This is a genomic window from Paenibacillus sp. R-74696, assembly GCF_055814915.1.
Window position 1 is genome coordinate 510,828 of the sequence record NZ_JBPULM010000046.1, and the last position, 24,100, is coordinate 534,927.

Sequence of the window (24,100 nt, forward strand, 5' to 3'; positions counted from 1 at the left end):
CACAATTTAAATAACTGATTTGTAACTATTTATCCTTTGCATTTTTCTATAATCATTATGATAATAAAGGTTACAGCCCTCATTCGATTTAAATGTTGCGCAACAAAATTAGACATAGGCAGGTAAGAGGCAAAATGGACAACAGCAAGCAGTCACAAGGACATATCGCGCGAAGTGCACATGAGCAACAGGGAAACAAAACGTACAGGGCTGGGCTTGACGGAATCAGGGCAATCGCTGTAATTGCGGTTATTGTGTACCATCTTCATCCCGGATGGATGCCGGGCGGACTGCTCGGTGTAGGCATCTTTTTTGTCCTATCCGGCTATTTGATCACTAGTATATTAATGTATGAGCTAGAACGACATGGAAAAATAGATTTGAAAGCTTTTTGGATCCGTCGGGCAAAAAGATTGCTTCCCGGCATGCTGTTTATGATTACGGTCACCGGGGCAGCGACCCTGCTGTTTTCTTTTCCGCATTGGTCTCCCTTTTTAACCGACTTACCTGGTGTGCTGCTATATGTGAGCAATTGGTGGCTTATTTTACATAATGTTTCTTATTTCGAAAGCTTTGGCCCCGCCTCGCCGCTCGGCCATTTATGGTCACTTGCTGTAGAAGAACAGTTTTATTTGGTGTGGCCGCTTATGCTCTTAGCGGGTCTTCGTTTTTTGAAACGGCGCCGTGCGCTGCTGCTGGGCATACTCGCACTGGCACTATTGTCGGCAGCTGCTATGGCATGGCTATACCAGCCTGACAGTGATCCGAGCCGTGTTTATTATGGAACAGATACGCGCATGTTCGGCCTGCTCATCGGGGCTGCGCTCGCTCTAATATGGCCTTTTCATAAGCTCAAACCACGCGTTTCCAACGAAGCGAAGCTTACGCTTGATATAATCGGCGGAACCGCGCTGCTTATCTCGCTGCTTGCTTTTTGGTATACGAATGAGTATCAGCCCTTCTTATATCTTGGAGGCATGCTGCTGCTGTCCTTTGTATCGATGCTGCTCATTATGACAGCGGCGCATCCAGCCAGCCGAATCGGTCGTTTATTATCGATTCCGCCGCTTCGTTTTATCGGCGTTCGTTCCTATGGACTTTATTTGTGGCATTATCCGGTCATAATTTTGACGAGTCCGGCTGTGGATACGGGTGAAATTTCGATGATGCGCCTAAGTTTGCAGCTTGTGTTGATGCTTGTGCTTGCCACCGTATCCTATAAATATGTTGAACAGCCCCTTCGTCACGGAAGCATTAGAAAGCAGTGCAGGCAATTCCCCGCCTGGATAGCCGCCCATTCCTATCGAAGAGCCTTTATCGCCTTCTTCAGCGTGTGCTTATTCGTCACGTTTTCGTTTGCCCTTCGAATGGACTGGTTAGATTCGATCTGGGGCAATAAGCCGCTCTCACATGTGCAGGCGTCGGGTAATTACGCCGCTGGAGATGCCGAAGCTCCGGGGACGGAGCCCGGTGTTGAAGGAAGCTCTGGTGCTGGGACGGGAGCAGAATCAGCCGCACCAGAGCAGACGCCGAGTCCGTTAGTGAAACCGACCGAGTCGGGTGGGGACGGGGGCAAGACGGCGCCAGAGCATGGGGCAGAACAGCCTTCTCATTCCGAAACGAAGGTGACCGCAATTGGAGATTCCGTCATGCTCGACATTCAGAGCGAGCTGGAAAAGCTCGTTCCCAGCATAGCGGTAGATGGTCAAATCGGCAGGCAAATGTCTGAGGCTCCACCTATTCTTGAACAGCTTCAGCAGCAAGGCACACTTGGCGACACCGTTATTATTGAGCTCGGAACGAACGGCGCTTTTGCAAGCAAGCAGCTTTCGCGAATTTCTGATCTGCTTAAAAATAATAAAAAAATTATATTGGTGAACACGAGGGTCCCTCGGCCGTGGGAGCAAATCGTCAACGATGCTCTAGCCAAAGCAGCCAGAGCGGGCAAAAATATGGTTCTCGTTGACTGGCACACGGCCAGCTCTGGCAAAGACGACTATTTTTCACAGGATGGTGTCCATCTGACAGCTAAAGGAGCGAAAGCGCTGGCGGCACTGATTGCCCGGGCTATTTAAAGCTTGGGTTTGCGGCACGTGCAACATCGCGCAATATCTTGTAACATCAAGAAACCGCTTGTCATTGTCTTTCGACATTCGACAGGCGGTTTTTTGGGGTTTAAAGCTATACACGGTTGGTTAGCCTTTAATCGTTAAAATCGGTTCTACTTCCGCTACGACTTGGGCCATGCCGTGCTCCTCATGGGATTCAATAATGGCATTGATATCCTTGTAGGCATAGGGAGCTTCCTTCTTTAATTCCTCTTCCCATTTCTTTAAAATATCCGGCCGCGATTTAATATCGTTGCGATTCGGATCAATCGGCGTGACCACATTAAACTTGGCAATAAGCTCCCGGAATAAAGCATCATCCACCTTGATGGAGTCGCCTCGGGAAAGACTTCTGCCCGCGCCGTGGCTGGCACTGAACAGGCTCTCCCGATTGCCGAGTCCTGCAAGAATATAGCTTTTTGCACCCATCGATCCCGGGATGAATACAGGCTCCCCCGTATATTGAAAAGGCGTATTCATCATTTGTTCTGCCGACTTCGCTGTGCAGGCCCCTTTGCGGTGGATAAAACCCGCACTGCCATCGATCGTTTCTTCCCAAACAAAATTATGCGGCGCATCGTACAGCAATTGATAATCGAACGATTTCAAGCTTTGATGCAATGCTCTTTGCAGCATAAGTCCCAAAAACAAGCGATTCGCAAAAGCAAAATTAGCCGCATTGTGAAGGAGATTCCAGTAACGCTTCCATTGCAGCGCATACTGCTCAGATTGCGGCAGCACATAGATGCCATTGCTTGGATGCTTTAATGATGCTGGATAAATGTCTTTCAGCATTTCTTTTATATGGAGGCCTGCATGATGTCCAATCGATACGGAACCGGTATGAATCATCACAACCACTTGGCCCTTCTTAATATTCCACTCGTTAGCCAAGGCATGGTTGCGTATATTAACTACCTTTTGTATCTCTACAAAATGGTTCCCTCCGCCAATCGAGCCAATCTGGCTGTCATAGGAAAGCCCCGGGCTGCCTAGAAAGCTATCCAGTCCGTCTACTTCGTCGGCAAAGAACGAGCCAGAGCGGTTTACTCTGGCAAGGTCTTGCTCTTGCTGATTCGCATCGTAAAAACCCCATAGACCTTCGCGACTGCTCCCTTGCTGCGATGCCAAAACACCCGTTAAGCCTTCTTTGAAAATCGCTTCGCGCTGCGACCTTGTCATCGGGATATTGCGTCCGCCTTCGAAGAAAATGTGGCGAATGTCCGCTTCGATTTTTTTCAGATTGGAACGAATGTCGTCCTCCTGAAGCGAAGTCGTGTACAGCCGCATGCCGCAGTTAATGTCATTGCCTACAGCTTGGGGTATGACGAAGCCTTTTGTCAGGAGGGTCGTGCCTATCGGGATGCCGCTTCCTTTATGGAAGTCCGGCGTGATCGAAACCTCTTCGATCTTGGCATCCGCATTGGAAAAATAGCCGGGTTGGTGCCGCTTCAGTGTTTCGACCGATTCATTCACCGTCAGGAGCTGGTCCAGCTCTGCCAACGCATTTTTTTCAAGCTTAATTTCGTCATTAATGAAAAATCGTATAGGTACATTACTGCTATTTTTAATTTCCAATCAAGAACCATCCTTTTCTTTTGTTCGTTTATTTTTATGATTGAGCGTTTGAATGTTTTCGACAGAAATGCATAACATGGCTGCTCACCCTTTCGTTGTTGATCTATTTGATTTGCTCGATATACAATTGGAGTATGGGATACAGCATAATTAAAGCCGTATGATAGGTACATTTTCCATTTTAACGTCTAAAAGGTTATATCGTCCATCCTAACAATTTCTAAAAAAAACGACGCGCTCCTTTTTGCAAGGAACACGCCGATTTCATCGATGCAATCTAATGAGCAATTATTGGATGCCTTGCATAATTGCATTAATAATGCCTTGCTGTGTTACGGTGTTGTTGGAACGATTGAACAGCGCAAATCCGTGATGGCCATTGTGGCCGTTATCCCAGTATACAGGAACCATTTTGTATCTCTTGGCGGTTGATGTAACGGCTTTGGCGAATGCTGCGCGGTACAAATTGTTTGTGGAATCATTTGCAGTCTTGTCAATCGCGCCAAATTCGCCAATTACAGCAGGGTAGCCTTGAGTCACAAACTTATTATACACGGAACTTAGCTGTGCGTTCAGGTAATCCTCCTGTCCCCAAGTAGACCTTTTGGAAGGATTCGTCGCAGTGGCTCCCCATTGCGTAATATTTCCGTTTTCCTCGCCTGCAAAATCCCAAGGGGAATAATAGTGTACGGAAATCATGATTCTTTTCTCCGAGATAGGGATTGTAGAGGACCTATACGTGTCCGTTGGGAGGACAAAGCCATAATTGCCAACGGTATGGTCAATATTCGTATTCCAGCCTGGAATCAGCAACCATCTGGCACTGTTATTGCCCCCAGTCTTCCTGACCGTATCCACGAAGATTTGATTGTATGCGTTAAGATTAGCGTAGTAGGCCGAATTTGGATTCCCATAAGTACCGTCAAACACTTCATTCATCGATTCCAAAATAAGCCGCTCGTCATAGTTGATAAACTTGTTGGCGATTTGCTGCCAAACACGCTGGTATTTCTCCTTGATGGAAGCCTGATTTCCGCTATTGACCAGCAACCATCCACCTTGGATGGAATTATAGCCATCGCCATGAATATTAATAACAACATATAGACCTTCATTGTAGGCATAGTCAACGACCGTTTTCACTCGGTCCAGCCAGGCGGAATTAATCGTATAGTTGGGAGCGCTTCCAATATGATTCAAGTAGGAGACGGGGATGCGAATCGTTTTAAAGCCTGCTGCCTTCACCTTTTTTATCAGCGCTGCTGTAATGACCGGATTGCCCCAGGCTGTCTCGCTTGGTGTACCATTCACCGTCGCCTCAAGCTGATTGCCCAAGTTCCATCCTGCACCCATTTCGGAAACGATTTGCGAAGCCTGCAATGACCTGAAATCGGATGTAATTGGTGTTGCTGCCGATGCCTGAGCGCTCCATCCCGTAAAAACTATGGTAGTCAGCAAGAAAAAAGCTAAACTGCAAACGCCGTATTTCTTCATTTTTGCGAGCATGTCTAAACCTCCGCTAAGGTTATTTGGCCGTGCAACAAACAGAACCGTTACCATGATTACTCATAGTTAACGATACAAGAATCCCACGCCTCCCTTCTTCACCAATCTAGCTTGCGTTGTAATCAAGGATCGACATTTGCAAGCATAATCAACCAAAGGAATCATCCGTCTCCCCCTCAACACAATAACATATTATTGGAAAATAAGGCAATATATTCTCAATCATTTTAATAGCATATGCGACTCGTGATAACGCAAGTAAAGTCCTCATATAAACCAAAAAGCAGAAACCCCTGTATGAATAGGACCTTCTGCTTTTTGAATATATTATTTTGATTAAATCTGGTAGACGCATAAAACTACCCTTATTCAAGAATATTGGCTCTTCTTCAATATAGTTGTTAAAGCATATCCAAAAGCTAGCAAGAGTTGTCTTTTCAATGTCATATTAAATCGCCCATTGTTTTAATTCGTTGATCAATAGTGTCCCTACCTCATCTCCATATAAATTATTGCTTCATCGTTAGACGGTTTAATAACGCTTCTCCAGCGGACTGAAACACTCTATTTTTCTCCAAAAATTGTTCCACTTCGGATACAGCTGCTGGTCTATAACCTACGCCACAACCACAAGAATGATAAGTAAATCCATTACGATATAAAATTTCTACTTTCATCCATTGCTTAATATCGTCTTTTTTAGGAGCTTGAAAGTCATGCCCCATATCCTTCATAATTTCGCTGCATTGCGGACATTTATAATCCCTATTCCCTATTTCGGCTTTGCTTAGTTCTTGATCAGATGTTTGCTTGAATACTTTTCTACAGCTGAAACAGGCATAGATATCTTTATAGGGACCATACATGGCGTATCTGCACATAGCAATCACCTTCCTACGAGTATATCAAAACAATCGATTCTGGTATGATTATCTCATCAAAACCTCATCTTAATCCTGCTTGATAGCTGATGTGTGGATCGAAATGGATCAGCTATCAGTAATTCTTACGTATCTTGTTTACACTAATTAATTCGATAGGTGCGCTATTGTCACCCCATTTTGCAGTTTGTATCCATATACCGGGTACATCAGGTATAAACAAACCGCAGTCATTATCATCTTCATCTAGTTGATATAATAATTGTTCCTTATATTCTATTAAAATTGATCCTATTCCAATTAACCCTTTGTATTTTCCTTTATAACCTGATGAAACTGTAATCTGAATAAGTATTTCTGTTGAAAAATCAAAGAAAAATGACATTCCCTTGATATCAACTACATGAGTAAACGTATTACTTCTGCTTTTCTTTAAGGTATATTCAACATCTATCTCTTTCAAAAGTTCATTTAGTTTAATACCAAGACGATACTTACCAATACTTATACTTGGTATAATCTCACCATAAAGATAAGAATTCATTTCACACATTCTTTCTGAAACCTGTGAAAGATGCCTTCTAATTAAATGTCCGCTAAATACCTCGGCACACCAAGTGGTTGATGCCGCGCAACATGGATATAGTATTTTACGACGGAAATCCTTATTAGAACTAACCTTTACTATTCATTTATATTTGCTTATAGCTTTCATATTATTGAATTCCTGCAGTCCCAAAAGTATCATTAATGACATTCTCATAGTTATCCCACTTGAAATAATAAGGCCCTAGTTGAATACGTTGATTGTCCGGCTCTTTCCTGAAGTCTCTCCATATAACAATATCATCTTCCCTTTCGATTCTAACGGAGATAAAGCCACATTCTTCATCCCCGCACCAAGGGCAGACTAGTATGGGGTATCTAGAATACATATAATCATGTTGTTTTTTCAATAGAAAATAATCAATCATTTGTCTTTGATTCTCTTCGCTACCCCACCCTAGAGTTGGAACCATATCATGCTTTTTGAGCATTTGATAAATCGATCTGCCATCAATAATGAAATCAGCGAATTTCGTGTTTTTATTTCCATCCTGATCAGGATCATATTCATCAAAGCGACTTGATGGTCTCGTTTGCAGGTCATTTATTGTTTTCATGTTTTCTCCTTGTTACTGACAGTGATTTCGCCTAACGTTCTTCGATCCATATTTTTAATTGTTGATTTCGATGCTCTAAAAACTTTTTCATATATTTTTTAAGTATAAGTCTTTCAACTGCTTTTCCAATTAATCCAAATGGGGCTTCAAAATACAGCGTATCCGTCATTATAGTCTTATCCCCTAGTTGTTTGAATTCGTGCACATGCCTTAAGCTTTTAAACGCTCCCTTTTGCATGTCATCGACAAATAAAAAAGGCTCCTGATATTTCGTCATTTTCGAGGTCAGCCTTTGCCTTACTAAGAAATGAGTGGCTTCAAAAGTTACGATTTGACCTAAGCCGATCGGTTCTGAGGCAGCTCCCATGATGGCTTTTTCTTTTGTGTGTTTCCAGACTGTTTTTGTGTGTACGTCTATATCTCTTGCTAAGTCAAAACAAACCTGAATAGGTGCAGAGATCTCAATCTGAGTCTTAACCGTAATCAAATGATTTCCGCCCTTCATGCCCGCTGCGTTTTCAAATATTTTTTGTCGCTTCTATCCAATTGGTTGCCACTTCGATTAATTTATTTCGTTTATCTTCAAAATCACTGGCAGATGTAATATGTATGGTTGCTCTATCACCCGTAACCCAATCCAATAGTTCGGTCTCATCTTTAAAAAGGGGACCTTTATTCTCGTATGCTGTTTTCTTGGAACCACAATGAAAAACAAGTCGAAACCCTTCTTTCACCCGGAAGTTGAAGGTTATTCTATCTTGATTGTTCATGCAAAAACTTGGCGCATTCCATTTAATACGTTCTGTTATTTGATCATTAATACCTAATATGATTTGGCGAGCCTCTTCAATCTCAGCTTTCAAGGGGTGCTCCAGTTGCCCAAGATATTCTGATACTTGTTCATTGTCAGAAAGCTGTTTCGATTGACTGGCTCGAATATTGTTATCCATTTCTCCCATATTTTCATCTCCTAAAAATGATATTATTTTATTTTGATAGAAGATTGGATTTGAGCGATGTGATGTTCGTTATGCCATATAAATCTTCCCGATAAGAGCTCGCCATCGTTGCCTCTTCCGTTAGTGCCCTCTTAAATCTTAAGTAAGCATTCATATCATTATCAGCAAGATGATGAACGATTTGCTTTACTGTCCAGCCATCTTGGCGGTATGGAATGTTTGTTTGTTGCCAACAGCAATCCATCTTCTATCTATATCTTCAAATACAAATTCCTTGTTGCTATAGTCCGTCGTTGACAATGGTCTCACGATCGTAACTCCTAATTTCCTAAACTCATTCTCCATTTCCTCCTGGTTATTTGTTATAAAATAAGCATCATATCCATAACCATGAATTTCTCGATTAGGTGCGATAACTACTTTAGTCGATTTTGTTAAAACGATCTCTATTTGATCCCTATATAAACAAATATGTGGTTCCTCTGAATCAAGATAACGAACGGCTCTAAATCCAAGTAATTCATAAAAGGCTGCTGTCTTGTTCATATCATAGCTTGGAAAAATTTGAAGACAGTGCGTAAAGCCCTTAGCCGACATATATTTTCATCCTCTCCTGAAACCTTTTCGGTTCAATCAGTAACTTTTTACTTTGTTGCTATACATTCAATCTTTTTCTAATCATTCTGATTTGGCCCCTACGCAGTCTTATTCAAATGGCTTTCCAAACTTATGTTTTAAATAGTATTTCAGTCCTGCTCGATCAACATCTGAAAATTGTCGCGGGTCATTTTTCATTAGTTGATAAATATCATCAATAGCTTCCCATCGAATATGTAAGGTTTCATCTCCTTCAGATAATAATTGCCCCTCTGCTCTACAAATAAAGTACATTCCTATTGAGTCAACGGGTCCCTTAATGGTCTGATACACACAATAGGGCTCTAAGCATTCCACTTCAAATTCAGAATTAATACCAACCGTGTCAATACGCTTTTCACTGCCTTCTACTTCTGTAACGATCAAACCTGTTTCTTCAAGCACCTCTCGTTTTAATCCATCTAATATAGATTCATAGGGTTCCAATCTTCCGCCAGGCAGTTCTATAGCTTCTTCATTTTTCTTATTACGAACTTGGACAATAATTTCAGTACCATTATTACGTTTTCTCTCAATAAATGCTCTTGCATTAACATAGAACATACCTTTGTCACCTCATAATTATGATTCTCCCAAACACCAAACGATTATTCCGATTCTAATATACTTTTTATAAAGTCGGTTTTTGCCTCCGTATAAGCTTCTCTGTCTTCTCTGTTTTCTTCTGCTAACTTTCTTTTTAGTTCGGCATATTGCTCAGCCAAATTAGGCTGTTCACGAAGTTTATTTCTGAATTTAATTTGTTGTCCCCAATGTTCTTCGTCCTCTAGCATCAAATGAAGATGACATTCTCTTCTATCATTTTTAACTTTGACAAAAAATCTTCTCCACTCATGTCCATCCAGTTCATATGGAACATAACTCCAATTATTAGCTTTCAAACTTTCAATGATCTCCTCTAAATCATTATAGGACTTGATTTTTGCCATCATATCAATAATTGGTTTGGCTGGAAGATTGGGAATTGAAGTACTACCAATATGTTCTATATCTCTCACTCCGAAAGGATAAAGAGTTTCTCTTAATCGCTTAACTTCTTGTGTCCCCTTTACTAACCAAGCGGGATCAGGGGTTTTAATTTCCACTGGTTCTGTGGCCCAAACTGGCCAGTTATTCGCTTGAACAGAAAATTGGATTTGAGCTATGTGATGCTGGTTATGCCATACAAATCTTTGAAGTGCTATATCCAATGTTATATCTCCTAAAACTTGAGTCTTCAAGATTCGCCTGAAATCTTCCGTTTTTAAATGGTTAAGCAAGATCAGAAATCGTCTATGAAGTATTTCAATTAGTAGTATAGAGTCTTCAATAGGTATATTTTCATAGTCGCTTAATTGTGCCCATAAATCTTCCCGATAAGAGTTTCCCATCGGTCCATCTTCCGTTAGCGCCCTCTTAAATCTTAAGTAAGCATTCATATCATTATCAGCAAGATGATGAACGATTTGCTTTATTGTCCAGCCATCTTTACGGTATGGAATGTTAATTTGAGCAGGCTCCAAATCATTCAAAATAGTCCTTAATGTCTTTGTAATTTTTGGTATTTCATTGATGAAGAAAACACGTTCTTCATTTGTTAAATTGATTATTGGTTTAAACTGACCTATAGGATACCGAATATGATCCACTTCTCAATCAACTCCCCTAGCAAGATTTTCAGTAATTATAATTAGAGTTCTGGTATTTAAAAATTCGAGAGCTTTAAGTGAGCGATAGCGAACGAGTCGTCAGACTTAGCTAGCCGTTGTTGTACGAATGCTTTTTATATTATATTTACATGCAAGTTACTCTACACGAGCTTCAACGAACCCAGAATCGTCCACAACCCTGAGAGGATGATGAGCCACAAGGTCAGCTTTTTAAACAGCTGGTCATCTAGCTTTTTGATCGCTATAATGCCAATGAAAACACCGATTAACATGCTTGGGACAAATAGCGATGTGTACATCATCACTTTTGGAGTCAGCAGGCCGCTATAATAAAATGTACCGATTGTGATCATGTTTAAAATAACGCCGTAAACCGTGATGTTGGCTCTAAATTCATTTTTGCTGTATCCCTGATTGGACAAAAACAAAGCAACCGGAGGACCGCTGAGCGAGATGCTTCCATTTAATAACCCACTTGTCATGCCGATAGGTATAAAAGCGATTTTATCATTACGGACAGGGAACGATTTCCCTGATAACAGTATGCCGGCAAAAGCAATAATTAATAGTCCCGTAAAGCCTTTTAAAAGATCTGCCCGGAGATAGACCAGCAAAAAGGTTCCCAGCGGGGCAGCCAATAGGCTCGAAAGGATTAATATCCATATTTTTTGAATGGCTACATGCCGCCAACTATTTAGGAGTACGATAATATTTGTACATAAACTGAGGATGACAACGATCGGAACGACCTCTTGCAGCGGTATCATTTTCACCAAAAAAGGCATGGTAACTAACGCGAAACCAAAGCTCGTTAATCCTTGAACAAACCCCGCTGCCAGCACAATAAATATGCCTATGATGAGAAACATATTGATTTCAATGTCCATAAAAGCTCCTTATGCTCCAAAAATGAGCCATTAGTCGAAGCGCTGGGCTTCCTTCCATTGGCCCTTATCATATTTCTGTTTCTTGTTTTTATATAATCTTGTAACGAATTGCTCCGTTGGCGGTATAACCCGAATGATTCGGTTCGCCTCGATTGATTTCGTTAATACGATTTGGTAGTCCTCAAGTATATATGCCATGAAAGCTGCATCTGTTATCGTCTCCTTGTATACCGCGGGCCGTTTTTTGATTTCTTCTATTCCCAGCTTTAGATCATCAATATTGCCTCGAAACCAATCTTCTGTATGCCGTACGGATCTCTCGCCAATTCGCCAAATAATTGTGTTTTTCATTTGTTCCCCTAGCTGTGCTAGCGTTGCTATAGGCTTCTCAAATCTATCACCTGATGTAGCCCCTATAAAATGACTAAAATAAGCTGGTAAATCCTGCTCTTGCACTCTGAAAATAAAACCGTTATATCGCTTGCCATCTCTTTTGAAGCTCTTCAATGCCTTCATCCACCAGCGATCCAAAGAAAGATGTCCCGTCACTGGGAAGCAGTACACTCCGTTTTGACTTTTTGCAATTCCATTTTTCAAAATATTTTTTGTGTTGTTTACTGGTGACCAGTGAACGACAAGCATTGGGTTTCCTCCCGGTCGTTAAATCATGCCTAAGCTCATCTTCTATAAGCTTTTAAAATCTTGAAAATAATCGATATAGTATCCATCATACACCCAAGACTGTCCTTGTTTTTTATAAATATCTCTAATTTTATCCTTAGGTTTTCCGCAGTTCTCCAATAGCCAATCTTTCATGTATTCAATATCCCGGTTTTGATCTTTCCATATGAAATCCATAATGACAGATTCCATAGCAGCATTGTCTGGTACATAAATAACAAATGACGATTTAAAATAGGCTTTAAGCTCATAGCAAACATTTCGTAAAACGATTTGCGCTTTAGGATTTACTATGAATGCTCCCCATCTTATAAAATGATCAAATAGACATACTTTCTCTGATAAAGTTAAACCAAATCCTCCTGGCCCGCTAATAACCTGGGTCGCAGTTGAATCATCAAAGAAGAGTCGCCACTCTCTATTGTCTGTTGGATTTTGTCGTATAATTTCTTGAATAAAGGTATGAATTGCAGGAAAATGCGACTCCGTCTGAGTCAAATCTTCAAAAAACTGATTTATACCTGCTTCATTCAAGTAATGAGCCTGATAAGCTGTAAAATCCATCCCCATTTATTTTCCCCTCCACAGTGCTGCTCCACTCCCTAATCATTCCCGTAAATCTACGATCCATGAAAATTCTTCGGCTATTGCATACACGATTTCTTTAATTTCGTCTTCCATTTGCCCGGTACTTGCTTGGGGGATATCTATTTCAATTAGATTTATTTCCTTAACATCATCTAAAGTATCAAAAGCATAGTTTCCCTTCTGATTGGCAGAAATACCTTTTGCAGTAACTAGCTCACCACAAATCATTTTAGAGAATTTTAATCGACTGGTTAGTTCAAAATGTAAGGTTTCAACAAAAAAAGCTTCAATAATTTCTGTTCTAATCTTTTTGCTATAATGCTGATCCGAATATACACTTACATAGTCATACATATAATCACCCTCAAATATCTCATCTGTACAATCTACAAAACCGATGCATACATGAATAATCTTTCAGTCTATTTCAGTATACCAAATTTAGAATTTTACAGTAAAAAAAGGAGCCGTTGCCCGCTTCGAATCGGCTTCGGTTCCCTTATCTACTCGATCATTATTACAACTTACCTTATTGCTCTCAATAGCCCATTGATTAAAAATCCAACTGCATGCTTGTGATCATTACCCTTCTCGCGCCATTCCATACCCATTAATTCCCTGTAGCCATCGCTGCAGCTCACGACCAATGGCATGGGGGTTTTCCTCTGTTATTTTGCTCGTTGCATTGCAAACGGTGAAGAGCCTATTTTTTTCTAATTCGTGAAATGCCATATATAACAGCAAAAATTACGAAGCCTACAAATACGAATAGATTAGTTATTGGCTCATTAATTTTAGGAATTGAATCCTGAAAAATCTTTAAAAAAATGAATACTCCTACGGTTAAAATAATTACGATTATAGATATTGGCTTCATTATTTCCCCTCCCTAATTACCAACATCCGATGTAGGTAGCATTCAATAAGATTGCCCGCTTATAGCGACTACGATTCCGCGTGAAGTAGTGGCGGCGTTGGAAGGCTTTTTGACACTTACCAACGAAACCGCTACTCTTACATTACTTGAACTCTTTCTTCCGATGAATGTGGACTGACACAAAATAGGATATGACAAACAGGATTGTTGCCATACACGAAGAAATCATACCAACCAGCGGGTGACGAAGCTGCATGCCTCCTGTAACAGGGGCCAGTAATGCGGCAAGTACCAACATCATCCCTATCGCAGCAAAGCCCGAGAAAAATACGACAAGTTCATTTTTTTCCGTGCCGATCTTCAACATGATCGGATACATCAAAGACACTAATGTGATCGACAACGTCAACCCGAATCCATAACTATATATCACAATCTTCGGATCGAGTTCAAAACCTGCAACGTACACAATGCCAAGCGTAAGCAAACTCATCATCACACCAAGGAGGATTAGTAGGGTAAAAGACACATACTTCGCCCCGATAATGGTACGGCGCCTGATTGGCAGCGTCAGTTCAAACTTGTTCCATTTAGACGTTTCATCCACTCGCAGCGAGGTACCGGTATTGACAACAAATAGGAATATTTGTATGGACAAAATCATGGGAATCGCGCCCGACTCCTTAAAAACCAAAGGAACCAATGATAAAAATCCAGCCATTATTAAGGAAAGTCGGATATTGCTTGCCATGGAATAAAAATTGTTGCGTAGCAGTCCCCTCATTTATTGATCCCCCTTGACTAATAACAACATAATTTCATCAATGGTTATATCATCAATGATGATTTCACGATGCTTTTTGGCAAACATAGCTTTGTCAGAGATCAACATTTCGATCTGCAGTCCTCTTTTCCTGTATGCGAGATACTCCAACTTGTCAACAATCTGAAACTGCTCCGATTTGCAACGAGCAATCCCGTATTTGTATAAAAGCGTATCTTTTTTCTCTGTTAAAATGATTTTTCCATTGTGAATAAATGTGATATAGTCTGCAATTTTTTCCAAGTCGCTGGTGATGTGGGAAGACATGAGAATGGAATGTTCTTCATCTTCCACAAACTCTAAAAATAAATCCAGCATCTCTTCTCTGACAACAGGGTCAAGTCCAGAAGTCGCCTCGTCCAACAGCAACAGTTTTGCTCCATGTGACATAGCCACTGCCGTGGCCAACTTCATCGTCATGCCACGCGACAAGTCTTTTACTTTAATGTGAGCAGGCACCTGAAGTCTGCGAATTAGATTCTGAAAGAGATCATCGTCCCATTTTTGATAAATATCTTTGAACACTGCAGCTAACTTATCAGCAGTGAGATCCCCCGGAAAATTAATGGCATCAAACACAACCCCGATATGGTTGCGAATGTCCGGTTGCTCATCTGTCATCTCCTCCCCAAAAATTTCGATCTTTCCGCTGTCTCTCCTGATTGTATTCAAAATTGAACTAAACGTCGTTGTCTTGCCCGCTCCATTCTCCCCCACAAATCCCATAATACTTCCTTGAGGAATTGAAAAAGAGACATTATCCAAACGAAAATTAGACCCGGCATAGGCCGTCGACAGATTTTCAACTTCCAAACAATAATTCATCGACTAGTCCCCCTTGTAGAACATGTTTAGTAGCTCCGTAAGCTGTTCTAATTTTATCCCGCTTGTTCGTGCGGTTTCCGCAGCCAGCATTAAATACTCTTCAACTTTTTTCTGCTGCTCTTCTTGTATAAAATCCCGATTCTGTGCAGATATAAAACTGCCTCGTCCAACTGTCGTTTCAATAAACCCATCTCGTTGCAAATCTTCATATGCCTTTTGGACTGTAATTACACTTACATGAATCGTCTTGGCGAGCGAGCGCATAGACGGAATCGGGTCGCCTGTTTTTAATTCTCCCTGCATCACCATCGCTTTGATTTGTGCTGTGATTTGTTCATAGATAGGCTTACTCGAGTTGCTGCTGATAATAATTTCCAATCAAGCTCACTTCCCAACAATGTACTTATCGTTGCAGTACATTATATATCACTACAGTACAGTTTTCAATAGAACATCCTAGTGAACTTCCCGTGCACCCTGTCCCTCATTTTTATTACATTGAAATTTAAGTGAAATTATAGCTTAATTGGATCGACCGGTCGGGTTTCGAGAAGGGTAAGCGAGGAACAAAATGTGTTTATTTCGCGGAAAGACAAAACAATTGATTATGGATAAGGCTGGAATAATGTTTGCATATAGGGGTTACCATGCCGTAAGCATGAATGAGATTTGCATATTAGAAAATATAGGAAAATCAAGCCATTCTCCAATGCTGTCTCGACTATTATCAATTAGCTCAAACAATTCTACCTCGTGTCGATTTTCTAAAAATGAAATGTAGGAATTCTGATCTATGATGGATTTGAACATATTTTGCCCCTGAAAAGCTGCATTTATGGATTTGTACAATGCTTGAATATGCTGCCATTTGTAATAAATTCCTTCATAGATTTAGACTACCTAATTCTCTTATTACTATCGTCTCGAAGATTATTTACTAAAATTACAGTACGGATAGAAAAAAATCCAACAATAAAAATTAAATTAGAAGCTCCAATATATATTGGAACTCCAACTTCCCATAAGACAAACTCCCATCCAAAGAACTTATTCCAGTCTCCAGAAATAGATAGATCATGGTCGATTTTTGACGAATAATAAAGCATTATAGAAATTATAGAATAAGAAATTAAATAAATTAGCCATGACTCATATCCGTATTTAAACGGCCAAGTTCCTAAGAAGATTCCTGAGCACAAATAAATAATGAAATAGAAATGGATCCAATAATTCCTTTCATTTAACCATTCCTTCTATTTATGATTTGAATCGATTTCATGTAACGTTCTTTGTATGGTTGGGTAGCGTTAAATCTGAATTTAATACTCGCCATTATATTCAATAAAACTTGTTCGTCTAAATCGTGCTACATGGCTTGGAATATAACTGTTCCTCGTATTTGGTGATAGATTCTCTATAAAAGTAATAGCGGCTTCTACAATTTCATTAGTTTGAAAAACACTTTCATCTAAATATCCACTCAGCAAGGCTGCTTCACCTTTAACTTTTAAACAAAGATACCCAAACCCAGGGTCAACTAAAACTAAGTTGATAATCTCTTCTTCCTCTTGTTCTCTTGAACTATCATAAAACCTTAATAAAATGTCATCCTCTTTATAAAAAACATCAACATCACATGAAAAGTTCTCAAATATAAATTTCATTTTTTCCGTTCCTTTCATATATCGTTCCCCATCTACAACATAACCCGGCCCTAGATAACTATTATCTTAGGTCGGGTCGCGTGTTGTCTGAATATTCTTCTCCGCTAGTATATCTGATAGTAAAGTTGTACGTCTTTGTAGCCCAGAGCCAGATAAGATGCCCCTTAACCTATAAGCTTCTTAAATAATCCGTAGTCCATGTTAATTCTGACCATCTAGCCGAGAGAAATTTCGCATAGTTCAGAGGACTGATGCCATAACTCCCTAGCGAATGACCATCGTTTATTTCTACCAGCTTCATATTTCCTTCTTGATCTATTCCAAAATCCATCCCATATGCAGCTGGCGCATCAATAAAATCCCTAACCGCACTTTTTATAATATTTAAATCTAATTTCGAATCCCAAGCACCTTTATAATATCTAATATCAAGTATTTGTCCGTATCGTATAAAACAACGCCATTCCGTTGTAAAATCAATAACTTCTGAGCACCAAATATTCGTATCCTCATTTTCTGCAATTAAACCTATAAAATCTTTATATTCCTTCACAACCGTTCCAGCAAACTTTTTTGTAATGTCTTTTGGCTTTATAAAAACGTTCCAGTTCTGTTTATTTTCAAAAAGCTCTTGAGTAGTTGTCGTCCATATTTTTCTGCCAAAATAATGAGATAAGGAAGTCGGATAATCGATTTCTCCTTGATTCCTTTCTACACCTAAAATCTCAAGACGCTTTCTCACGTTACCAATTCCGCCAACTACTAAATCTTCGGCATTATTTTCTTTGATTTCTGCTATATCACTAAACTTAATGGTCTCCCACCCTAATGACGTAAAACCTTCGTTAGCAATAAAAGCATTCACATTGTAGAACTCTCCGTTTTTATTTGCCTGTATATATGCTTTCATCCTGTACAGCTCTCCTTTTCTCTTTCAACACTTATGGCTTCCAAACCATCCCGAATCTCCTTCTAACTCCCACTAGCCCGTCAGCCGAGTGGCCCGAAGCATCAATACTTGGTAATACAAAGGGACTACTAGCTTACTAAAGATTTATGAATGATATAAATATTCACATCGACATTTGTGTTATAAGCACAGCCTCCATCTATGCTTATTTGTTTGATCATTGTTCCTTTTTCGAAGCTATTGCGAATATATGTATCGACGTCATTAATAAGAGTATTACCATGACTCATAATATGCTTATTTACTACGTTTTGATATTTTACAACTTTATGTAACGAGGAATCTGTTGTACTTCTAATATGAGTAAATATGATAATAGCTGTTTTGAGCACACTAGAATCAAACAGTTGATTCATTTTAATAAAATCTTTCTCCGTCTCTAAGAAAACCTTGTTATCTAAAGATAATACATCATGGCTGTACCAACTTTTCAATTCTATAGCTTCTAAGATTTTATACTTATCCAAAATACAAATATCAACTTTACGTCTATCTTTCGAATATTCCCTAGAAACTGCGTAATTTTTATATTCTAAACTAAGATAATACATTAGCTTATCCCTAATAAAGGATTCGTTTTTCCCTGTTATTGAAATGTGAGCTAATTCATTTGGTAGTAAATCGTCTCTAAAAGAATGAAGACATCTATTTAATTTAATAATGTTATCTGATAAATTTTCAATTCCCATAATTTTGTCCTCTTTTGCAAGTGTTCTTTTCGTTCTCCCAAAAATCGATTTCCTTTTATTTATATAATTCTTCAAGTATCTTCTGATATATCTGATAGTTTTCTTCATCAAAACAAACGAACTGTATTTTATCTATTGCTGGATGCAGTTCAATATAATGTTTGACTGATGTCAGCGCAATTTGAGCTGCAACGATTTTGGGAAATCGATATATCCCTGTACTTATGTTAGGAAAAGCTACGCTTCTTAAATTATGCTTACATGCTAGTTCTAAGCTATTTATGTAGCAGCTCTGCAGTTTTTCCTCCTCATTAAGCTTTCCATCGTTCCATACCGGACCCACTGTGTGTATGACATACTTTGCATGCAACTTACCAGCAGTCGTTATTACAGCTTCTCCTACAGCACAACCGCCTTGCCTGGCTCTTATTTGTTTACATTGTTCAAGTATTTCACTTCCACCAGCACGGTGAATGGCCCCGTCTACGCCTCCACCACCAAGTAAACTGGTGTTTGCAGCATTGACAATGCAATCCACTTCAGACTTTGTGATGTCCCCATATACCAATTCGATGGTTGTCGAATTAAATTCTTTCCTCATTTTTCAACCTGCCTTTCGTGCTTTCAGATCAATCGCTTATTCTATTAAATGCTCTCAACGTTTTTAACGTATTTAAAGTAATAATACCTGCCCATTCTTTTTCAGCTAACTTCCACTCTTCCTCAAATCTTCCCCAGTTCCAGTTGGGTTGCCAAGAACCTTCACCAGTTTGATTAGTTATAATCTCGTCAAGGTCTGCTGGAATAACCTCGGAATACTTATGATAAAAAAGAGACTCCGGTGAATCAACGACATGCAGGGGAGTAGCACAATAGCCCTTTCTATCCTCCTGTTTAACAACTACACATAAATCCAATAAATGCTCTAGTTTTTTCATAAAATGATTTAATCGTTCTCCCGACATTCGCTCAGCTAATCTCAGATAACAGTAAATTTCATGCATTTCTAGTTCTTCACAATTGTCTAGATATTGCTCTGCTTTCACAGTAATTTCTTTCACTATATGATCAGGCAAGGTTTTATTATATTGATACAAATAGCCTAATACTTCTGCATTCGGATTTCCCCATTGCGGCCTATGCCCTTTATAATTCCACCATATTACCCGCGGGGCTTCATCTGCTTCCACAGGGATGATCTCCCATCCCAAATGCTCTCTTGAATATTGATTAGTTAGGTAATTCATTGCTTTAGCAATGGATTCATGATCTCTCGAAACTTTCATTCCAGATAGGATTTGTAAAGCAGTAGTTGTTGCAAGCACTGATGAAACATCACAACGTAAATCCGGCTCAAGTCCTTTGCCAAAGCCACCATCATAATTCTGATACTTGGTTAACTCCATAACGACGTTATCTATAGAACCGCTCTCAAATTCAAATTTAAATAACGCTTTCTCAAGTTCTCTTCCTTGGCTCATCATAAATTCTCTTGATTTTGCAAATTGTTCTTTTGATAAATTTTTCATTGAGTTCACCTCATTCGAATTCGTCAAAATGCTTAAAATATGCCGCAGCTCTCTGCTTATTAACTTTTATCAAATTGAGCTTGTGACTTTTATAAAAAGCTTTACGAAAAAAAAAGAATCCAATTACCACCATTACTAAAAATAGGGTATTCATTCGTATCCCTGTTCTTAGCAACTTTTTGTGGTAGATGAAGAACTCCTCATTCATTTCGTTATCTTCGTAGTTCGCTTTTAATATTCTCAACTTAAGACTAGTCCTGCTTTTCCAATTTAGGCAGATGTCTTATTAGGATTCCATTTCATTGCTAATCCCCCGTCTGAATTACACCATATGACTTGGAATAATATTACTATAAAATCACACAAAAGGGGAGGATACAGGAACTTTCATTCCCATATCCTCCCCACAAGCAAACCTTGCTATTATTCGGCTGCAGCAGCGTTCAAGCCCTCTATCAGGATGAACAAAGCGAGCGCCTGTCCATAGCCCATCGGGCTAAGCGGAATATCCTTATAGAACTGGGCATCCTGGCCGACAGGAGTTCCGTAGGACACCTGCTGTACCACTCCTTTATCATCAATGTGCCGCAGTACAGCTTCAAGTGCCTTCAAGCCTGTCTGACGATAGGATTCATCCAAGTATCCATACCGAATTCCCTTGAGAATGCCGTAGCCAATCGCTGCCGTTGCCGAGGCTTCTTTGTAAGAGTGCGGGTCATCCAGCACAGTGTGCCACATGCCATCCTCTTCCTGAAGCTTGCTCAGTGCTCTGATTTGAGCGGTCGCCGTATCCAGCAAATAGGCTTTCAGCCCTTCTTCTAGCGGCGCGATATTAAGGAAATCAATTACTCCCGCCGTGTACCACGCATTGCCTCTGCCCCAATGGACAGCGCCATAATTATGATTTTCGTTAAAATCCCAACCATGATAGAATAATCCGGTTTTCTTATTATACAAATATTTGATATGCACAAGGAACTGTCGCTTGGCTTCTTCCACAAACTCAGGTTTGTTAAAATACACCCCAGCCTTCGCCAAAAATAGAACCGTCATAAAAAGGGTATCGATTAGAATTTGTCCGTCATTGGCATCTCCGGTTATCATATGCTGAAACGCGCCATCTCCCGTACGCAGCAGCCCTTCCATAATCCAGTTGCTCCATTCCTCACAGACAAGCTCATATTCCTTGTTCCTCGTAATCTCACATAACGAAATCAGCGTAAGGAGCGGAGCGCAGGTATTGACATTTTTCTCCGGCAATCCTTCCAACAGTCTGGCATTGTACCAGGACTCCAGAAATTCCAGCACCTCGGCATCCTTCGTTGCCTCATAAAGCTGAAGCAAGCCATATAGACCAACACCTTGCGGCCATTCCCATAAGTGAATATCAATTAGTCCAATTGGAAACTGTTCATCCATTGTTGTGTTTTCCATAGACTCCATCGCATGGGATACCTTGCTTATTTTCTCCAGCAGCATTGTTCTGTTCAGCATGTTCGTTTTCGCTCCTTTGCTTTGTTGCCCCAGGCTCAGTGCTACATGTTCAGCAGCTGCAATTGCCCTCTCACGCCATAACCGCCGTGCACGATTTCTTCTCCTTTTATAAGGAAAGGCTTATCCATCCCCCACTGCATTTGACCATACATCGGGTCTACTAGAGTAAGAGATAAGGCTTGACTGTCGAATTGCGGGCTTGACGCTACCATTTGGTTTTTGAATTGATCGAAGCTTCCGAACTGCTGCTCGCTGCCTGCCCTTATGATCCAGGCGTTGCGTAAGCCGTGCGAGATGAGCTCACGCTCCTTCGTCAACCCAACTGTCTCCATAGCTGCCCCATTGGCCGCATAAATGGCCGCATATCCTTTATCCAGACGAGCAAAATACCAGTTATCCTCCCTTGTCCATTCCGTGAAGGAATAGGAAGGAAAATAAGCATGGGTCCAATCTGAGCTATGAGTAGTCGGAATATCAAAAATCATTAACGCTATCCCCTCATGCTGAACCACATCGGGCAATATGCCATTGCCTGCCCAAAAACAAGGCCTGCCATCTCCATGCTTATATATTTCTGCCGGATGATTCACCCAAATTTGCGCCTCAGGAGACAGCGATAAATGATTGACATGCTCCTGATAGCCTTGCTTGCCTGGGCGGAAGCGAATAATAGAAGATAAGGTGTACTCCGCAGTCCGATTGTGATAAAGCTGGGCATACCCTCCCTTGCCCTGCTGGTTACTGAACACTAATTGCTGTTTTTCATTGAGCAGCAAATGCTCCTGATACGCTGCTGGTGGCTCATAATTCGATAAACATAATGCGACATTACTTATCGAATAATTGTTAACATTGCCGACTCCATATCCGATCCAGCACATGGATGTCGTTCCCGCTGCATAATGGCCCAACAATTCCTTCTCATAGCTGCGTCCGAAGGTTGTAGTCATAACGCCTTGGTGCATTTGAATGGTAATATAATAGTAGAGCAGGTCCATTGCTTTTTTGGCTTGCTCCCGTAATTGCTCGCTAAGGGCAAATTCATAAATATGCAGCAGCCCTACCGCATCAATAGGAATGTAGGCGCTGGAGTTCCATTCTGCCAGCCCTTCATCAAAGAAGCGCTCGAACCATAACGCAAGCCTCTGCTCAGCTTTTTCACGATGCACGTTACCGGATTCCCCGCTGTTGCTGAACGTTTCTTCCCCGAACAGTTGACCGGCCAGCAGCTCATTGGTATGAAACAACAGAGCATGGTTTTCACTGAAAAACCACATTACATCATCACCCGGCTCATCAATCCAATAGCGATAGCCTAGAATGCTTGCTTTCACCCGATCCCAGAACGCTTCCGTAAACAGACCGCTGTTGCGCTCATCTCTCCAAAGGCGGAACAGCCCGACCAGGTAGAAATCACTGCAATCCTTACGCTGCTCTATTCCTTCCACACCATCCAGCAAAATTTTCTCCGCTGCCTGGAGATCGCCTCTTGTTTTCAGCATGGCGATGGCCTTGTGTATATTAGGACTCCCCTTCTCAGCAATACAACGAAGGGCGAGGGATTTGCGAGCTTCTATATCTGCTGCATGCTGCGCAGCCTCATCATAGGTCGTATCAAAGGATTGACAGCCGAACTTCTTCGTCAGTACAACATTTGAAACAGAGATGGTTAATGTAAAATATACGTAATGATGGCCAATCTCATTGGTATGCCCCAAGGTTAAATCCGTCGCGCCCTCAGCTATGCGTATCGTTTTATTTTCCGTGCCATCAAAAAAATTACCGTACTGAATATCAGCCTCTGTTACGATAGAAGGAAAGGGAAGCGGAAGCCGCAGCTTAATTTCCTCCCCCTTAAAAAGATCCGAAGGAAAATAAGCCTGTTCAAGTGCCTGCTCTGCCGCTTGCACGAGCTGAACCAAATCAGGAGCGATAGGTAAAGAAATCTCCAATTCCTCGCCGCCTAAATATTCCACTGCGAAAGCATACATCGTATCCCGTTCGGCAAGATCCTCCCAGCACGCATAAATTTCATTATATCCGGCTGTAAGCTGAGCTTCGATGACGATTTCCTGCTCCTTGTTTCGGGTGAGCGGGGCAAAGTCTGTTACTTGCTGTCCATTAATCCACAGTGCCAAGCTGCCATAGGTTCTCACTCGTAATGAGGCAGTATGGCTAGTAGGCGATACAAGCCGTGTCGCCGCATAGCTGCGAAGATGAGTGGGGACGAACCAAAACCCCGATCTCTCTACTCTCGGATTATTCCAAGGGGAATAAATCTCCCAAGGCATTCCATCCTCTATTCCCTTCGGTGTGTCTCCAGGCGATGGAAATTCGCTCCATTGATCGAAGAAACGAGCCGGGGGCTGCATTCTCCGATTTTCTACAAATTCCTTGCGGCAAGGATTCTCATGAATGGCAAAACCCTCAATAAGCCAATCATTAATATCTCCCTCCATCGTCGTCGGGACAAATTTTACAGGCTGCGTATAAATCCCGCTAATCATCCAATGATTAATCATTTGATTTTTGCCCAATTTCATTGGCTTATAAGATAAGGTGTCAGACACTC

The 24,100-nt window shown here is 40.8% G+C and carries 25 protein-coding genes and 1 pseudogene; 1 reads left to right on the forward strand and 25 read right to left on the reverse strand.

Features of this window, described 5'->3' with window-relative positions:
- The first annotated feature begins 134 nt into the window (after positions 1-134).
- Entirely contained in the window at positions 135-2,075 is a 1,941-nt protein-coding gene (locus ACSR9A_RS26720; RefSeq protein WP_473761020.1) for an acyltransferase family protein, read from the forward strand.
- 120 nt (positions 2,076-2,195) lie between these two features.
- On the opposite strand, the gene ACSR9A_RS26725 is transcribed toward ACSR9A_RS26720, so the two are convergent.
- The 25 genes and pseudogenes from ACSR9A_RS26725 to ACSR9A_RS26845 form a co-directional block, all read right to left on the reverse strand.
- The gene (locus ACSR9A_RS26725) at positions 2,196-3,686 is read right to left on the reverse strand and encodes an RtcB family protein (protein ID WP_473761023.1); all 1,491 of its coding nucleotides are present in this window, start codon (positions 3,684-3,686) and stop codon (positions 2,196-2,198) included.
- A gap of 288 nt (positions 3,687-3,974) precedes the next feature.
- On the reverse strand, positions 3,975-5,192 hold the full coding sequence (locus ACSR9A_RS26730; RefSeq protein ID WP_473761024.1) for a glycoside hydrolase family 5 protein: 1,218 nt from the start codon (positions 5,190-5,192) through the stop codon (positions 3,975-3,977).
- A 509-nt stretch (positions 5,193-5,701) separates the two neighbouring features.
- A complete protein-coding gene (locus ACSR9A_RS26735; RefSeq protein WP_473761027.1) occupies positions 5,702-6,073 on the reverse strand; it encodes a hypothetical protein in 372 nt (123 codons plus the stop codon).
- 115 nt (positions 6,074-6,188) lie between these two features.
- Entirely contained in the window at positions 6,189-6,617 is a 429-nt protein-coding gene (locus tag ACSR9A_RS26740) for a hypothetical protein (protein ID WP_341279144.1), read from the reverse strand.
- Between the two features lie 172 nt (positions 6,618-6,789).
- Positions 6,790-7,236: an oxidoreductase gene (locus ACSR9A_RS26745; RefSeq protein WP_473761030.1), complete on the reverse strand. Its 447-nt coding sequence runs from the start codon at positions 7,234-7,236 to the stop codon at positions 6,790-6,792.
- A 31-nt stretch (positions 7,237-7,267) separates the two neighbouring features.
- On the reverse strand, positions 7,268-7,723 hold the full coding sequence (locus tag ACSR9A_RS26750) for an SRPBCC family protein (protein WP_473761032.1): 456 nt from the start codon (positions 7,721-7,723) through the stop codon (positions 7,268-7,270).
- A 31-nt stretch (positions 7,724-7,754) separates the two neighbouring features.
- The gene (locus ACSR9A_RS26755) at positions 7,755-8,195 is read right to left on the reverse strand and encodes a DUF1801 domain-containing protein (protein WP_473761035.1); all 441 of its coding nucleotides are present in this window, start codon (positions 8,193-8,195) and stop codon (positions 7,755-7,757) included.
- A gap of 76 nt (positions 8,196-8,271) precedes the next feature.
- Positions 8,272-8,421 (reverse strand): annotated as a pseudogene (locus tag ACSR9A_RS26760) (metal-dependent hydrolase); the annotation flags it as partial.
- Positions 8,382-8,792 carry a VOC family protein gene (locus tag ACSR9A_RS26765; RefSeq protein WP_473761037.1) on the reverse strand — a complete coding sequence of 137 codons (411 nt, stop codon included), beginning with the start codon at positions 8,790-8,792 and terminating at the stop codon, positions 8,382-8,384. The pseudogene ACSR9A_RS26760 and the gene ACSR9A_RS26765, both read right to left, overlap by 40 nt.
- A gap of 108 nt (positions 8,793-8,900) precedes the next feature.
- Positions 8,901-9,395: an NUDIX hydrolase gene (locus tag ACSR9A_RS26770; protein ID WP_473761039.1), complete on the reverse strand. Its 495-nt coding sequence runs from the start codon at positions 9,393-9,395 to the stop codon at positions 8,901-8,903.
- 44 nt (positions 9,396-9,439) lie between these two features.
- A complete protein-coding gene (locus ACSR9A_RS26775; RefSeq protein ID WP_473761041.1) occupies positions 9,440-10,480 on the reverse strand; it encodes a YfiT family bacillithiol transferase in 1,041 nt (346 codons plus the stop codon).
- A gap of 161 nt (positions 10,481-10,641) precedes the next feature.
- Positions 10,642-11,388, reverse strand: a complete 747-nt coding sequence (locus ACSR9A_RS26780) for a sulfite exporter TauE/SafE family protein (protein WP_473761043.1) — start codon at positions 11,386-11,388, stop codon at positions 10,642-10,644.
- A gap of 30 nt (positions 11,389-11,418) precedes the next feature.
- The gene (locus ACSR9A_RS26785) at positions 11,419-12,030 is read right to left on the reverse strand and encodes a hypothetical protein (RefSeq protein ID WP_473761045.1); all 612 of its coding nucleotides are present in this window, start codon (positions 12,028-12,030) and stop codon (positions 11,419-11,421) included.
- A gap of 42 nt (positions 12,031-12,072) precedes the next feature.
- Complete coding sequence (locus tag ACSR9A_RS26790) at positions 12,073-12,639, reverse strand: hypothetical protein (RefSeq protein WP_473761048.1); 567 nt, start codon at positions 12,637-12,639, stop codon at positions 12,073-12,075.
- Positions 12,640-12,675: 36 nt separating this feature from the next.
- Positions 12,676-13,011, reverse strand: coding sequence for a hypothetical protein (locus tag ACSR9A_RS26795; RefSeq protein WP_473761051.1), 336 nt, complete (start codon positions 13,009-13,011; stop codon positions 12,676-12,678).
- 665 nt (positions 13,012-13,676) lie between these two features.
- Positions 13,677-14,318 carry an ABC-2 transporter permease gene (locus tag ACSR9A_RS26800; protein ID WP_473761053.1) on the reverse strand — a complete coding sequence of 214 codons (642 nt, stop codon included), beginning with the start codon at positions 14,316-14,318 and terminating at the stop codon, positions 13,677-13,679.
- Positions 14,319-15,182, reverse strand: coding sequence for an ABC transporter ATP-binding protein (locus tag ACSR9A_RS26805; protein ID WP_473761056.1), 864 nt, complete (start codon positions 15,180-15,182; stop codon positions 14,319-14,321).
- Between the two features lie 3 nt (positions 15,183-15,185).
- Complete coding sequence (locus tag ACSR9A_RS26810) at positions 15,186-15,560, reverse strand: GntR family transcriptional regulator (protein ID WP_473761059.1); 375 nt, start codon at positions 15,558-15,560, stop codon at positions 15,186-15,188.
- A gap of 941 nt (positions 15,561-16,501) precedes the next feature.
- The gene (locus ACSR9A_RS26815; protein ID WP_473761062.1) at positions 16,502-16,864 is read right to left on the reverse strand and encodes a hypothetical protein; all 363 of its coding nucleotides are present in this window, start codon (positions 16,862-16,864) and stop codon (positions 16,502-16,504) included.
- Between the two features lie 151 nt (positions 16,865-17,015).
- Positions 17,016-17,756, reverse strand: a complete 741-nt coding sequence (locus ACSR9A_RS26820) for an ATP-grasp domain-containing protein (RefSeq protein WP_473761065.1) — start codon at positions 17,754-17,756, stop codon at positions 17,016-17,018.
- A gap of 128 nt (positions 17,757-17,884) precedes the next feature.
- Positions 17,885-18,505 carry a hypothetical protein gene (locus ACSR9A_RS26825; protein ID WP_341279173.1) on the reverse strand — a complete coding sequence of 207 codons (621 nt, stop codon included), beginning with the start codon at positions 18,503-18,505 and terminating at the stop codon, positions 17,885-17,887.
- Between the two features lie 55 nt (positions 18,506-18,560).
- A complete protein-coding gene (locus ACSR9A_RS26830) occupies positions 18,561-19,106 on the reverse strand; it encodes an O-acetyl-ADP-ribose deacetylase (RefSeq protein ID WP_473761069.1) in 546 nt (181 codons plus the stop codon).
- Positions 19,107-19,134: 28 nt separating this feature from the next.
- On the reverse strand, positions 19,135-20,034 hold the full coding sequence (locus ACSR9A_RS26835) for a prenyltransferase/squalene oxidase repeat-containing protein (protein WP_473761072.1): 900 nt from the start codon (positions 20,032-20,034) through the stop codon (positions 19,135-19,137).
- A gap of 423 nt (positions 20,035-20,457) precedes the next feature.
- Positions 20,458-21,528, reverse strand: a complete 1,071-nt coding sequence (bglB, locus tag ACSR9A_RS26840) for a beta-galactosidase BglB (RefSeq protein ID WP_473761075.1) — start codon at positions 21,526-21,528, stop codon at positions 20,458-20,460.
- Between the two features lie 41 nt (positions 21,529-21,569).
- Positions 21,570-24,098 (reverse strand): hypothetical protein, encoded by a 2,529-nt coding sequence (locus ACSR9A_RS26845; protein WP_473761078.1) that lies wholly within the window; start codon positions 24,096-24,098, stop codon positions 21,570-21,572.
- Positions 24,099-24,100: the final 2 nt, after the last annotated feature.